Consider the following 14,063-nt stretch of genomic DNA (forward strand, 5'->3'; position numbering starts at 1 on the left):
CGGGCAATGCAACGCATACCGGTACGCGTGGGGGCGCAGCGGAAGACACCGCAGAGGTACGCGGCGGAGCCAGTCTAATGAAGGATTTCTCGCTGTCTAGCCTTTCAATACTTCAATCTTCTGTGGAAGCACTACGGATTTCGTAGGCGGAAGGTGCTGCTCCACCGTTTGTTTCAAGCCTCGCGGCCTCCGGAAGCTCTTCTCCCAGCATGCGCTCGGCCGCACCCCGGTGCAGCCTGGCGGCCGCGGGGTCGCCGAGCCGCTCCAGGGTGTCCGCGAGCCGGAGCTGCAGCGCCGCCTGCAGCCGGACGTCCTTCGCGTGCCTGGCCAGCTCGACGGCCTCCTGGCAGGTGCGCAGCGACTCCTCGGGCCGTCCCGCGTACTCCTGCACGCGGGCCATCTCGCTCAACGCCCGCGCCTGGGCAGCCACATCGCCCGTCTTGCGGTAGCCGGAGACCGCCGAACTCCAGTTGCGCAGCGCCTCTCCGTAGCGCCCCGCGTAGGTGTGCACCGCGCCGATCCGGCCGTAGAGGCGGGCGGCGTCCGCGCGCTCGTCCCGGGCCAGGCGCTGGGCCAGTGCCCTGCCGAACCAGTCGGAGGCCCGCGACCAGTCCCCCAGCTCCTGGTGTGCGCCGCCGACGGATTCCATCGCGCGTCCGGTGGCGTACGGATCGGCTGCCGCCCGCGCCGCGTCCAGCGCCGCCCGATAGCGGGCCAGCGCGTCCTCGGTACGTCCGGTCTGCGCGTCCAGATCCGCCAGGTTCAGCAGCGCCGCGGCCTGCTCGCGCGGCAGCTTCCGCCGCTCGGCCACGTCCAGGACCAGCTGGTGGATGCCGTACAGCTCGGGAGCCGCGTCCTCCGTGCCGCGGTGCGCCACCAGGGCCCTGGCCAGGGCGGCCATCAGACGCCGCGCGAGGGTGTCGAGCTCCCCGTCGGCCACCGCGAGCCGCGTGGCGGCGAGCAGCGCGGGCTGCCGGATCCGCAGCCACTCGGCGGCCGCTCGCGGGCCGGGGAAGCGCAGCGCGCGCGGCATCCCCGCGAGCTTCTTGCGGGCGGCGGAGGCGTCCGGCTCCGTGATCGCCCGGCAGGACTGCAGCAGACGCACGGTCCGCTCCAGCATCCGGGCGCGGGCCAGCTGGATCTCGGCCGGGCGGTCCTGGCTCTCGGTGCGGGCCCGCAGCAGCGGCACGAGGCAGCCGGGCACCTCGTACTGCGGCAGCGGGGAGGCGACGGCTCGCACGAGCCCGAGGGCGACGAAGTCGTCGAGCGTGGTCCTGGCCGCGGAGACCGAGCAGCCCGCGAGCGCGGAGGCGGTGTGCGGGTCGACGTGACCGGCCGGGGCCAGGGAGAGGAAGCGCAGTATCCGGGCGGCGGGCGCGGGCAGCGAGGCGTAGGTGTGAGTGAAGACACGGGCGAGCGCCGAGCCCTCCTGGGGCATGTCGTGCACCTGCTTGGCCAGATCGGCGACGGCGGCCTTGGGCCGCTCCTTGAGCCAGCCACCGGCGAGGACGAGCGCCGCCGGATGTGCCGAGCACGCCTCGACGAGGGACTCCGCGGAGCGCGGGTCCACGGTGATGCGGACGGGCCCCGCGGCGCGCGCGAGGAGCTCGACGGCGGCCGGTTTGTCCAGGCCGCCGAGTGTGCAGGGCCGCACGTCGGGGATGCCGGTGAGCGGGCCCTCCGCGACCGCCACGACCAGGCAGTCGGGGGTGTCCGGAAGCAGCGGGTCGACCTGCTCGGCGTCCGTCGCGTCGTCGAGGAGGAGCAGGGCCCTGCGGCCGGAGAGCGCGTCCCTGAGGATGTCGGTGAGGTCGTCCTCGGCCGCTCCGGGGGGTGCGGGCACGCCCAGGGCGTCGAGGAGTTCCCTGGCGGTGCGGTCCGTGGGCACCCGGCTGCCGTCGGGGTCGGTGAGGCGGGCCCGCAGCACACCGTCCGGGTAGTCGCCCGCGAGCTGCCGGGCGAGTTCCTCGGCGAGCGAGGTGCGGCCCGAGCCGGGTCGGCCCGCGACGAGCAGCACGCGCGCGCGGGGTGCCTTGCGGCCCGCGAGGGTGTCGAGCCCCGCCCGGTCGATGTCCGCGCGGAGTTCCTTCAACTCCCGGCGTCTGCCGACGAACTGAGCCCTTGTCGGCTCCAGGGCACTCGCGGGCGGTGGCACGGCGCCACCCGCCGCCGCACCGTCCGTGTCGACCGCCTGATCCGTCACGGGCCACGCTCCCGTCCGCCTGCGCACGAACCCGCCCGGAACTCCGGGCGGGACGCTTTCAGAGCCTAGTTCAGGCCCTGCCGCGCTTCCGGCCGCACAGCGCGCACAAGTCGCCCGATCGGATCAGTGGATCGTCATATCGGGAGCACTCCGCGGCGGGATCGCGGCTATGCCTCGAAGGGCCGGGCGGGCCAGGGCGCCTCGGCCGGGCGCAGCGCGTCCAGACCGTCGCCGTGCAGGGCCGCGTGCAGCGAAAGGGCACCCACGACCAGGCAGTTGTTGTGCAGCTCACCGGCGAGCACACCGCGTACGAGCTCGTCGAGGGGCACCCGGGCGAGCTCCATGTCGGACTCCTCCTCGGAGACCTCGAAGCGCTCCCCCTCGGCCTCGGCCAGATCGCGGGCCAGGAAGATCCGCACGGCTTCGTCGCAGCCGCCCGGGGTGGTGTACACGTCGGTGAGGACGCGCCAGTCCTCGGCCTTGACGTGCGCCTCTTCGTAGAGCTCGCGCTGGGCGGCGTGCAGGGGGTTCTCGCCGGGGATGTCGAGGAGCCCCGCGGGGATCTCCCAGAGCTTGTGGCGGACCGGGTGGCGGTACTGGCGGATGACCAGGACGCGGCCCGTGTCGTCGAGCGCGAGGACGGCCACCGAGCCGGGGTGGACCTGGTAGTCGCGGCGGACGACCGACCCGTCAGGCATGACCACGTCGTCGGTGCGGACGGAGGTCTTGTTCCCGACGAAGGGGGTTTCCGTCGCCGTGACCTGCCACTCCTCGGCGGTGTCCTTGATCGTCATGTCGCGCTGTCCTCCCACACGTACAAAAAGAAACCGGAGTGCGCGCCTCGAAGGACACGCACCCCGGCAACCGTATCGCCTGGTGTTACTTGCCCGACTTGCCGCCGGACTTGTGCTCGCCCTGCTGGCGCTCGACGGCGGCCTTCACGAGGCCCGCGAAGAGCGGGTGCGGGCGGGTCGGACGGGACCGCAGCTCCGGGTGCGCCTGCGTGGCGACCAGGTAGGGGTGGACGTCGCGCGGGTACTCGACGTACTCGACGAGCTTGCCGTCCGGGGAGGTGCCGGAGAACTGGATTCCGGCCTTCTTCTCCAGGTCGGCGCGGTAGGCGTTGTTCACCTCGTAGCGGTGGCGGTGGCGCTCCTCGACGTACTCCTTGCCCTCGTACACCTCGCGCACGATGGAGCCTTCGGCGAGCTTGGCGGGGTACATGCCCAGACGCATCGTGCCGCCCATGTCGCCCTCGCCCGCGACGATGTCGAGCTGCTCGGCCATGGTGGAGATCACCGGGTGGCCGGTGGCCGCGTCGAACTCCGTGGAGTTCGCGTCGGGGATGTCCGCGAGGTTGCGGGCGGCCTCGATGACGATGCACTGCAGGCCGAGGCAGATGCCGAGCAGCGGCACCTTGTTCTCGCGGGCGTACTGGATCGCGCCGACCTTGCCGGAGACACCGCGGTCGCCGAAGCCGCCGGGGATCAGGATCGCGTCGCAGTCGGCGAGCTGCTTCTTGGCACCGGCCGGGGTCTTGCAGTCGTCCGAGGTGACCCACTTGACCTTGACGCGGGCCTTGTTGGCGAAGCCGCCGGCGCGCATGGCCTCGGTGATCGAGAGGTAGGCGTCGGGCAGGTCGATGTACTTGCCGACGAGCGCGACCGTGACCTCGTGCTTCGGGTTGTGCACGCGGTCGAGCAGGTCGTCCCACTGCGTCCAGTCGACGTCGCGGAACGGCAGGTCGAGCTTGCGCACGACGTAGGCGTCGAGGCCCTCGGTGTGCAGCACCTTGGGGATGTCGTAGATCGACTTGGCGTCGATGGCGGCCACCACGGCGGCCTCGTCGACGTCGCACATCAGCGAGATCTTGCGCTTGATGGCCGTCGGCACCTCGCGGTCGGCGCGCAGGACGATGGCGTCCGGCTGGATACCGATGTTGCGCAGGGCGGCGACCGAGTGCTGGGTCGGCTTGGTCTTCAGCTCGCCGGAGGGGCCGATGTAGGGCAGCAGGGAGATGTGCACGACGAAGACGTTGTCGCGGCCGACCTCGTGGCGGACCTGGCGGACGGTCTCCAGGAACGGCAGCGACTCGATGTCGCCGACCGTGCCGCCGACCTCCGTGATCACGACGTCGACGTCGTCGGTCGCCATGCGGCGGATGCGGTGCTTGATCTCGTTGGTGATGTGCGGGATGACCTGGACGGTGTCGCCCAGGTACTCACCGCGGCGCTCCTTGGCGATCACCTGCGAGTAGACCTGGCCGGTGGTCACGTTCGCCGAGCCGTCGAGGTCGACGTCGAGGAAGCGCTCGTAGTGGCCGATGTCCAGGTCGGTCTCGGCGCCGTCGTTGGTGACGAACACCTCGCCGTGCTGGAAGGGGTTCATCGTGCCCGGGTCGACGTTCAGGTACGGGTCGAGCTTCTGCATGGTGACGCGCAGGCCGCGCGCCTTGAGGAGCGCACCCAGGCTGGAGGCAGTCAGACCCTTGCCGAGGGAAGAGGCGACACCCCCGGTGACGAAGATGTGCTTGGTCGTCGTGGATTTAGGCTGCATAGCCAAAGGGGGCTCCCGTGGTCGCGGTCTGGAGGGTGCGTACCGGCGCTCTCACCAGGGGGTCGGGAGAGGTGCCGTCGCTGCGGTTCGGGGGTTCTATGACCACCGGCTCACGGGCTACCAGGGTATCAGCGACGGAGGGAGCCCGCGCCCGACCACACTCCGCCATCGGGCGCACACATCTCGGTCACGAGACCCGCACGCCCCCATTTTCCCCCGCCGCACCCCCTCTCACCTGCCGCTCACCCGTTCGGCCGAGCCTCGTTGCCAGGAGGGGCGCGCAGATCACTAGGGTGCGTCGTATCCTGCTCGGACAATCGCTGCCGAGCCCCTCCGGCACACGGCACCATCCCGCCTTGCACCCGGAACAAGCGCTCGTCGACGATCACTTGACCGCTGACCTGTAAGCGCCCCGCGGGGCGAACGTGGCCGTTCGACTGGAGATAGACGTGGCCGGGCGCATCGAGGATTACGCACTCATCGGAGACATGCAGACCGCAGCCCTGGTCTGCCGGGACGGCACAGTGGACTGGCTGTGCCTGCCCCGCTTCGATTCCCACGCCGTTTTCGCCGGCCTGCTGGGCACAGAGGAGCACGGCTTCTGGCGTCTGGGGCCCGCACACAACCCGGACACGCAGCCACCCAGTGCCGCGCGCCGCACCTATCGCGGCGATTCCCTGGTGCTCGAATCCGAGTGGGACACGACGCGCGGCACGGTCCGCGTGATCGATTTCATGCCTCCGCGCGACACCGACGCGCCGCAGCTGGTGCGGATCGTCGAGGGCGTCAGCGGCCGGGTGCCGATGCGCTCGGCACTGCGGATGCGTTTCAGCTACGGCCGTGTGGTGCCCTGGGTGCACAAGGTCGACGGACGCACGGTGGCCGTGGCGGGCCCCGACTCGGTGTGGCTTGACACCGACGCCGAGACCTACGGCAAGGACCTCACCACCTACTCCGACTTCACGGTCTCGCCGGGTGAGCGGATCGCGTTCACCATCTCCTGGCAGCCCTCGCACAAGGACCAGCCCGCGCTGCCGGAGCCCGAGAACGCGCTCACCGCCACGGAGGACTTCTGGCGGGAGTGGGTCGAGCACTGCACGTACCACGGCCCCTACCGGGAAGCCGTGGTCCGCTCGCTGATCACGCTCAAGGCGCTCACCTACGCGCCGACCGGCGGGATCGTCGCCGCGCCCACCACCTCGCTGCCCGAGGACATCGGCGGCTCGCGCAACTGGGACTACCGCTTCACGTGGCTGCGCGACGCGGCGATCACGCTCTCCTCGCTGCTGCGCACCGGCTACCGCGAGGAGGCCCGCGCATGGCGCGAATGGCTGTTGCGCGCGGTCGCGGGCGACCCGGAGAACCTGCAGATCATGTACGGCATCGCGGGCGAGCGCGAGCTCGGCGAGACGGAGCTCGACTGGCTGCCGGGGTACGAGAACTCGCAGCCGGTCCGGGCGGGCAACGGCGCGGCGGGCCAGCTGCAGCTCGACGTGTACGGCGAGGTGACCGAGGCCCTGCACCTGGCCCACATGACGGGCCTGGCCCGCAACGACTACGCCTCGCTCCTGCAGCTCAAGCTGATCCGCTACCTCGAGGACCACTGGGACGAGCCGGACGAGGGCATCTGGGAGGTGCGCGGCCCGCGCCGCCACTTCGTGCACTCCAAGGTGATGGCGTGGGTCGCCGTGGACCGCACCATCAAGCTCATCGAGTCCGGCGACGCGGACGGACCGCTGGAGAAGTGGCGCGGGCTGCGCGACGACATCCACCGGGACGTCTGCGAGAAGGGCTACGACAAGGAGCGGAACACGTTCACGCAGTCGTACGGCTCGAAGGAGCTGGACGCCTCGCTGCTGCTGATTCCGCAGATGGGCTTCCTGCCGCCGGACGACAAGCGCGTCATCGGCACGATCGAGGCGATCCAGCGGGAGCTTTCGACCTCGGACGGCTTCATCCTGCGCTATCCGACGTCCGGCGAGGACGAGGGCGTGGACGGCCTGGAGGGCGACGAGGGGGCGTTCCTGGCCTGCTCGTTCTGGATGGCCGACGACCTCGCGATGATCGGCCGGGTCGACGAGGCCCGCAAGCTCTTCGAGAAGCTCCTCGGCCTCCGCAACGACCTGGGGCTGCTCGCCGAGGAGTGGGACCCGCGCCTCCAGCGGCAGGTCGGCAACTTCCCGCAGGCGTTCAGCCACGTGCCGCTGATCGACACGGCGCTGCGGCTGACGGCTTCGGGGGCGTACGGGGGCTAGCGCCTCCGGCACCCGGCACCAGCACCCCCGCCCCCTGTGGCGTACGTCACAGGGGGCGGGGGTGCGTGCAATTGCCGCGCGCAGGCCACGAGTTGCCGGGCCGCCGTCGCCGGTGGCCATCCCCGTGATCGTCCGGAGATGTTCCCCGAAGGTGTGCCCCGGTAGCGTCCGCGCCATGGACAGTCAGGGCACTCAGGGCGGCATCACCGTGCAGCGCGCGCTGGAACTTCCGGGGCTGCGCGGCGGGCTCCCCGAGGTCGTCGCGGGCGCGGAGCGGCTGCAGCGGACCGTGCGGTGGGTGCACGCAGGCGAGGTGCCCAACATCGCCTCGCTACTCAAGGGCGGCGAGCTGCTGCTCACCACCGGCCTCGGGCTCGGCTCCCGCCCCGCCGAGCAGCGCGCCTTCGTGCGCAACCTCGCCGAGCGGGGCATCGCGGCGCTGGTCGTCGAACTGGGGCCGCGCTTCACCCGGCTGCCCGCGGCGATCGTGGAGACGGCGCGGTCCGCCGGGCTTCCGCTGGTGCAGCTGCACCGGGAGGTGCCGTTCGTGACGGTCACCGAGGAAGTGCACACCGAGATCGTCAACGGCCACTACGCGCTCCTCCAGCAGGCCGAGGAGGTGCACAGGCGCTGCACGGAGGCGCTGCTCGGCGGGGGCGGCACACCGCAGGTCCTCGGCATCCTCGCGGAGTTCAGCGGCAACCCGGTGTTCCTGGAGACGGCGGACGGCCAGCTCCTGTACGCCGCCGGGGCGGGCACCGAGTGCGCGGACCCGCTGCAGGTGTGGGAGGGGCTGCGAGGGCGCACCGTCGACCGGGAGGGCCCGCCCGCGAGCGCGGTCATCGTCGACGTGCCGGGCGGCGGCCCGGGCGCGGGCTCGGTGCGGGCCAGGCTTGTCCTGCTCGCCGTGGAGTCGGCGCCGCTGCCGGTGCACCGCATCGCGGCGGAACGGGCGGCGGGCAGCCTCGCGGTGGTCCTGATGCAGGCCCGCCAGGAGGAGGAGCTCGCCGCGCGCGGGCGTGGCGACTTCCTCACCGACCTCGCGGAGGGGCGCATCACCGCCGAGGACGCTCCGGCGCAGGCCCGCGTCCTCGGCTTCAAGCCGGTCTCGGCCGACAGCCCGCTGCTCCCGGTGGTGATGCGGCTGGCGGACGGGCTGCCGACCGGCGGCGGCTGGGCGGTCCTCGCGCGGGCCGTCGCGGAGGAGCTGGCGTCGGTGGGGGTGCCCGCGCTGTTGGGCGTACGTCCCGTGGAGGGGCGCGTGCCGCTGCTGCTCGGGCTGCGGTCGGAGTCGGAGCGGACCGCGGTGGCCGACCGGGTCGCCGCCGCGCTGCGGGCCGGTGTCGAGCGGGCCGGGATGCAGCGGCCAGGGGCGCAGCCGCCGGTCGTGGTGGTCGGGGTCGCCGGTGGCTGGGCGGCGGCGTCGGCGGGGCTGCGGCACGCGGCGGAGACGGCGACGGCCGCGCAGGGCCTCTCCGACCGGCCCTGGTACGACGCGCGGCGGCTCGACATCGACCTGCTGCTGTGGCGGCTGCACCACCATGACGAGGACGGGGTCCTCGCGGCGTTCGTGGACCGCGCGATCGGCCCGCTGCGCGCCCACGACCAGCGCTCGAAGCCGCCGCTGCTGCCGACGCTGCAGACGTATCTGGCGCATGCGGGGCGCAAGGCGGAGACGGCGCGCGAGCTGCACCTGAACCGTCAGACCCTGTACAACCGCCTCGCCAGGATCAGCGAGCTCCTCGGCACGGATCTCGACGACCCGCAGACGGTCCTGGCGCTGAGCCTGGCGCTGCGGGCGCGCAGGCACGTGGCGTAGGTACGGACCTCAAGCGTACGGGCCTCAGACGTACGGGCCTCAGGCGTACGGGAGGGGCCGGGTCAACTCGTCGTAGACGCTCAGCACTTGGGTGACCGTTTCGTCTTCGGTCGGCCACGTGGCGGCCTGGGCCTCGCCCCGGTCCTTGAGCTGCGCCCGGCGGACCGGGTCGGCGAGGAGTCGTACGACGGCGGTGGAGAGGGCCTCCGCGTCGCCGTACTCGACGAGTTCGGCCGCGTCGCCGACGAGTTCGGGGATGCCGCCGACCGCGGTCGCCACGAGCGGCACGCGCGCGTGGAGCGCCTCCTGGGCGAGCACGGAGCGGGACTCCCAGCTGCTGGGCAGCACCGCGAGGTCGGCCGCCGCGAGGAGTTCGGGGACGTCGTCGCGCCGCCCGACGAGGCGGGCGGGCAACTGCTCGTCCTCGATGCGGCGCTGCAGGGCGGCCCGTTCGGGCCCCTCCCCCGCGACGACGAGGAGCGGCAGCGGGTCCAGGTGCCGCCACGCGCGCGTGGCGTTCAGCAGGACGTCGTAGCCGCCGTTCCGTTCGAGTGCGCCCACGGCGATGATCAACGGGCGGTCCACGGCGCCGACTTCGGCACGGGCCTTGTGGAGGAGTCCTTCGGGTTCCTCGGCGGCCTCCGTGCGGCGCGGTGCGGGCAGCGCGACGGCCGCGAGGCGTGCGTCGCGGGCGCCCCTGCCGCGGGCCCGGTCGACCAGATCGGACGAGGTGCCGAGGACCACGGCCGCGGCCCTGGCGACGCGCCGCTCCAGGAGGCGCAGCACGCGGGCACGGGCGCCGTCCGCCTGCGCACGGGTGTGCCAGGTGACGACGAGGGGGACGCGGCGCCCGGTGAGGGCGACGGAGGCGCGGAAGGCGGCGTGCAGCCCGTGCGCGTGCACGAGGTCGGCGTCGGCGCAGGCGGCGCGGAGGGCGGCCACGGAGGCGGGGTCGCCGCTGCGGGGCACGGGGACGTGCCGGGCACCGGCGCCCGCGAAGTCGTAGGCGCGGGCGGCCTCGTCGGGGGCGCACACGGTGACCCGCACGCCCCGGGCGGCGAGACCCGCGGCCAGGGATCTGACGTGCGCGCTGCTGCCCGCGCTGCCACCTCCGAGGACTTGCACGGTGTGCAGCGGTGTCCGTCCGTGCGGCAAGTGGCTGCTCACGTGGCTCACGTGGCGGGGGCTCCTGGGTCTGCGTCGGTGGGTGCTCGGACTGTACTCGGGCAGATGCTGCGCCAAGGATGCCAGTCCGCACGGGCGTTCCGGCACTGCCGAAAGGTCACTTCCGTAATTGGCGGGGCAACTCCGTGGACGGGATCACCCACACGGGGGAGAGATGTGGGAGTTTCGGTACGTGCGGGGGCCCGAGGTGCTTGCGGTGCCTTGCCCCTAGAACGGCCGCGTGAACGGAGCGTCCTGCACCCGGTCGTACACCGCGCGCAGCCAGGGCTCACGGACGGCGGGCAGCCTGGCCAGCGTACGGAGGAAGACCCGCCGGTCGGGCGCGAACAGCCGCATCGGGCGCAGCGGCAGCGGATCGTCGCGGTAGACCCCGTCGGGCAGCCCGCCCGTCGCCGGAACCGGCAACTGCTCACGGGGGAAGGCCACGTGCAGCCATACGTCGGCTTCGAGCGGCACGGTGGCGACCAGGGCAGCGGAGACGGCGGTGCGGGCATCCGCCGCGGTGTCCGGTGGCTGCCACACCGCGCCCGTCCTCGGGTGCCTCGGCACCAGGGCGATGTCGACGTCCCCGGCGGGCGACGGCAGCCCCGGCCCGGCCGGGCCCACCCGCCGCCGCGCGGGCCCCGACGGCAGCAGCGCGTCGAGCGCCCGGCCGAACGTGTCCGCGAGGATGCCGTCGGGCAGGGTCACCGCCGCGCCCGCCGAGGCCACCAGCAGATGGGCCAGCGCCGCGCCGACCGCCGCCTCCCACCGCGCGTCCCACCAGCCGCCCGGCTCGATGGGCGGCGCCCCCTGGAACTCCCGCGCGAGCGCCTCCCAGTCGGCATCGCCTTGGTCTGGGTCTTGGTCTTCGTCTTGGTCTTCGTCCTCGGGGACGCGCCGGACGGCGTCCGGGACGAGCCACACCGTCTGCCAGAACGAGCAGTCGTCGATGCGGGTCGCCACCGGGCTCGCGCACCGCGCACAGGCGAGGTTCGGGCCGTCCCGCCCGTCGAGTCCGAGGCAGTAGCCGTCGCACCGATCGGGGATCAGGACGGTGCCGCGGGTGTCCCCCGGGGCGACGACGACCGCGCCCGGGGACCCGAAGGACAGCCCGGGAACGGGTGCGAACACGCCGCGTGCCGCCGCCTCGTCGGCCCCGACCTCGCCCCACGGCCGCCAGGGCAGCCCGAACGGCTCCGGTTCGACGGCGTACGTGCCGGGCTCCATGAGCGCGGGGAGCAACTCGTGTCCGTACGTCTGATGGGCCCGCACGGGCAACGCGACCCGCTCGACGGGCCCGGTGAGCACGGCATCGCACCGCGCGCACGCGAACACGACCACGCACTCTTCCCCTAGCCCCGGACCGGCCCCGGTTCTGACCCCCGCCGAACCGTCCGACACTAACCCCGCGCGACGATCACGATCCAACCCTTTTGTCCCCGTACACCGCCACGGCCACCAGCGCCGCCGCGTGTGCGGCCAGCCCCGCGCGGCCGTTGCCCGCGACGATGGCCGTGCCGAGGGCCGCGCCCAGGGCGTGCGCGCCCGCGTCACCGATCATCGCGCGCTCGCCGAGGTCGTCGGGGAGGACGGCGGCCGCGGCTCCCATGGACGCGGCGGCGACCACCGCGCCGGGCCCCTTGCGCAGCAGCCCCGGCGCGCCCAGCGCGAGCACGGCCGCACCGGCCCGCCCCGGACGCACGTCCACGAGGTTCACGAGGTGGGCGGTGCCCGCGATCACCACACCCGCGAGGACCTTGTCCACGGGCCTTTCCTTGAGCAGGGCACCTGCGGCGAGCCCCGCGGCGGAGATGCCGAACAGCTTCACGGCGCCGCTGGTGACCTCTCCGCTCCGCAACGCCCCGATGTGCGCACGGAACCCGCGGCGCGGGTCTCCCGCCCCCACCATGTCGTCGTACGCCCCGCAGGCACCGGCGGCGAGCACGGCCAGCGCGGCGGCCGCCCGCGGCCCGGCGGGCAGCGCGGCGACGCCCACCGCCGCACCGACCGCGGCAGCGGGCCCTGTGTACAGGTCGACGCTCTTCCCCGCGTAGTTCTTCCGCGTCCACCGGTCGGCCCCACCGGGCGCGAGGGAACGCAGCGCGGCGGTGCCCGCGCAGGTGACACCGGCGGCGGCGAGCAGCGCGCCGAGCCGCCGCCCGGACTTACGTTCGATCATCCGGTCACCTTACGACCGCGGCCCCGACACCGACCCGGCACCGGCCCGGCACCGCCCCTGGGAGCTACCCGTCACCCCGCGCCGTCGCCAACAGCTCCTCCGCATGGGCCCGGGCCGTCTCGGAGTCCTCCTGGCCCGCCAGCATGCGCGACAGCTCCCGCACCCTGTCCTCGCCCTCCAGGACCTGCACCCCGGAGCGCGTCACCATGCCGTCGTTGGTCTTCTCGACGAGCAGCTGACGGTCGGCGAAGGCCGCGACCTGCGGCAGGTGCGTGACGACCACGACCTGTGCCGACTTGGCGAGCCGTGCGAGGCGTCGGCCGATCTCGACCGCCGCCTTGCCGCCGACGCCCGCGTCGACTTCGTCGAAGAGATAGGTCGGTACGGGGTCCGTGCCCGCGAAGACCACCTCGACGGCGAGCATCACGCGCGACAGCTCACCGCCCGACGCGCCCTTGGCGATGGGCCGGGGCGGTGCGCCCGGGTGCGGGGCGAGCAGCAGTTCCACCTCGTCGACGCCCGCGGGCCCGTACGCGACGGTGCGGCCACCGACCTCCACGCCGTCGGACCCCTCCGGGACCTCCGTGGCGCTGATGGCGATCGACACGCGCGCGTGGGGCATCGCCAGCGAGGCCAGCTCCTCGGTGACGGCCGCGGCGAACCGCGAGGCCGCCTCCTGGCGCGCGTCGGTCAGCGCCTGGGCGAGCCCGGCGAGTTCGGCGCGCAGGGCGTCCCGCTCGGCGGTCAGCTCCTCCAGCCGGTCGTCGTCGCCCTCAAGATCCGTGAGCCGCGCCGCGCCCTCCTCCGCCCAGGCGAGGACGGCGTCGATGTCCGCGCCGTACTTCCGGGTGAGCTGCGTCAGCGCGGCCCTGCGCTCCTCGACCGCGGCGAGCCGCAGCGGATCGGCGTCCAGGTCGTCGGCGTACCCGGCGAGTTCGCCCGCCACGTCGCCGAGGAGGATCCCGATCTCGCCGAGGCGGTCGGCGAGGGCGGACAGGGCGGGGTCGTGGGAACGTACGGACTCAAGGGCCCGTGAGGCGCCCGCGACCAGCGTCGAGGCGTCGACGACCTCCGGGTCCTCGGGGTTGCCCGCGAGCGCCGCGTGCGCGGAGGTGGCGGCGGAGGCGAGGGCCTCCGCGTGACCGAGCCGCTCAGCCTCGGCCGCGAGTTCGGTGTCCTCGCCCGCCCGCGGTTCGACCCCCGAGATCTCTTCGAGGCCGAAGCGCAGCAGATCCGCTTCCTGGGCACGCTCCCGCGCGCGCGTGGTGATCTCCTCGACCTCGGTCGTGACGGCCCGCAGTCTGCGGTACGCGGCCGTGTACTTGGCCAGCGGCGCGGTGACGGCGTCGCCCGCGTACCGGTCGAGGGCGCCGCGCTGCCGGGCCGGTTTGAGCAGGCCCTGCTGGTCGGTCTGGCCGTGCACCGCGACGAGGTCGTCGGCGAGCTCCGACAGCAGGCCGACGGGCACGGAGCGGCCGCCGAGGTGCGCCCGTGAGCGCCCCTCCGCCGAGACCGTACGGCTGATGAGCAGCGCCCCGTCGTCGAGTTCGGCCCCCGCCTCCTCCGCGCGCACGACGGCCGAGGCGCCGGGGGGCACGGCAATGCGCCCCTCCACCACCGCCGACTTCGCGCCGATCCGCACCAGGGCGGGATCGGCGCGTCCGCCGAGCAGCAGGCCCAGGCTCGTGACCACCATCGTCTTGCCCGCACCGGTCTCACCCGTCACGGCGGTGAAGCCCGGTGACAGCTCGACGACCGCGTCGTCGATGACTCCGAGCGACCGTATCCGCATCTCCTCCAACACGGACAAGACCTTACGAGGTCAGAGGGCCGGTGTGCGACGGGCCCTGGGACCCTTCCGTGAAGGCGCAGGTCGAAGCGGCG

At 73.3% G+C, this 14,063-nt stretch carries 9 protein-coding genes; 2 read left to right on the plus strand and 7 right to left on the minus strand.

The annotated features are described in order from the left end of the window. Positions 1-112: 112 nt before the first annotated feature. The 3 genes from AC068B_RS35575 to AC068B_RS35585 all read right to left on the minus strand — a co-directional run bounded on the left by AC068B_RS35575 (position 113) and on the right by AC068B_RS35585 (position 4,759). Positions 113-2,203, minus strand: a complete 2,091-nt coding sequence (locus AC068B_RS35575) for a tetratricopeptide repeat protein (protein ID WP_478675636.1) — start codon at positions 2,201-2,203, stop codon at positions 113-115. Positions 2,204-2,370: 167 nt separating this feature from the next. Next, the gene (locus AC068B_RS35580) at positions 2,371-2,997 is read right to left on the minus strand and encodes an NUDIX hydrolase (protein WP_356257731.1); all 627 of its coding nucleotides are present in this window, start codon (positions 2,995-2,997) and stop codon (positions 2,371-2,373) included. A gap of 85 nt (positions 2,998-3,082) precedes the next feature. Beyond that, entirely contained in the window at positions 3,083-4,759 is a 1,677-nt protein-coding gene (locus AC068B_RS35585; protein ID WP_356257729.1) for a CTP synthase, read from the minus strand. 443 nt (positions 4,760-5,202) lie between these two features. Here AC068B_RS35585 and AC068B_RS35590 point away from each other — a divergent pair, with 443 nt between their 5' ends. Together AC068B_RS35590 and AC068B_RS35595 are read left to right on the plus strand one after the other, a co-directional pair. Further along, entirely contained in the window at positions 5,203-7,014 is a 1,812-nt protein-coding gene (locus tag AC068B_RS35590) for a glycoside hydrolase family 15 protein (protein WP_478675658.1), read from the plus strand. A 175-nt stretch (positions 7,015-7,189) separates the two neighbouring features. After that, positions 7,190-8,833 carry a PucR family transcriptional regulator gene (locus tag AC068B_RS35595; RefSeq protein ID WP_478675637.1) on the plus strand — a complete coding sequence of 548 codons (1,644 nt, stop codon included), beginning with the start codon at positions 7,190-7,192 and terminating at the stop codon, positions 8,831-8,833. Between the two features lie 39 nt (positions 8,834-8,872). On the opposite strand, the gene AC068B_RS35600 is transcribed toward AC068B_RS35595, so the two are convergent. The 4 genes from AC068B_RS35600 to recN form a co-directional block, all read right to left on the minus strand. Next, on the minus strand, positions 8,873-10,009 hold the full coding sequence (locus AC068B_RS35600) for a glycosyltransferase family 4 protein (protein WP_478675638.1): 1,137 nt from the start codon (positions 10,007-10,009) through the stop codon (positions 8,873-8,875). 216 nt (positions 10,010-10,225) lie between these two features. Further along, positions 10,226-11,341 (minus strand): hypothetical protein, encoded by a 1,116-nt coding sequence (locus AC068B_RS35605; RefSeq protein ID WP_478675639.1) that lies wholly within the window; start codon positions 11,339-11,341, stop codon positions 10,226-10,228. Positions 11,342-11,417: 76 nt separating this feature from the next. After that, on the minus strand, positions 11,418-12,179 hold the full coding sequence (locus AC068B_RS35610; protein WP_478675640.1) for a hypothetical protein: 762 nt from the start codon (positions 12,177-12,179) through the stop codon (positions 11,418-11,420). A 64-nt stretch (positions 12,180-12,243) separates the two neighbouring features. Beyond that, entirely contained in the window at positions 12,244-13,971 is a 1,728-nt protein-coding gene (gene recN, locus AC068B_RS35615; RefSeq protein WP_478675659.1) for a DNA repair protein RecN, read from the minus strand. Positions 13,972-14,063 lie beyond the last annotated feature (92 nt).

The organism is Streptomyces sp. NPDC042371 (assembly GCF_056437465.1).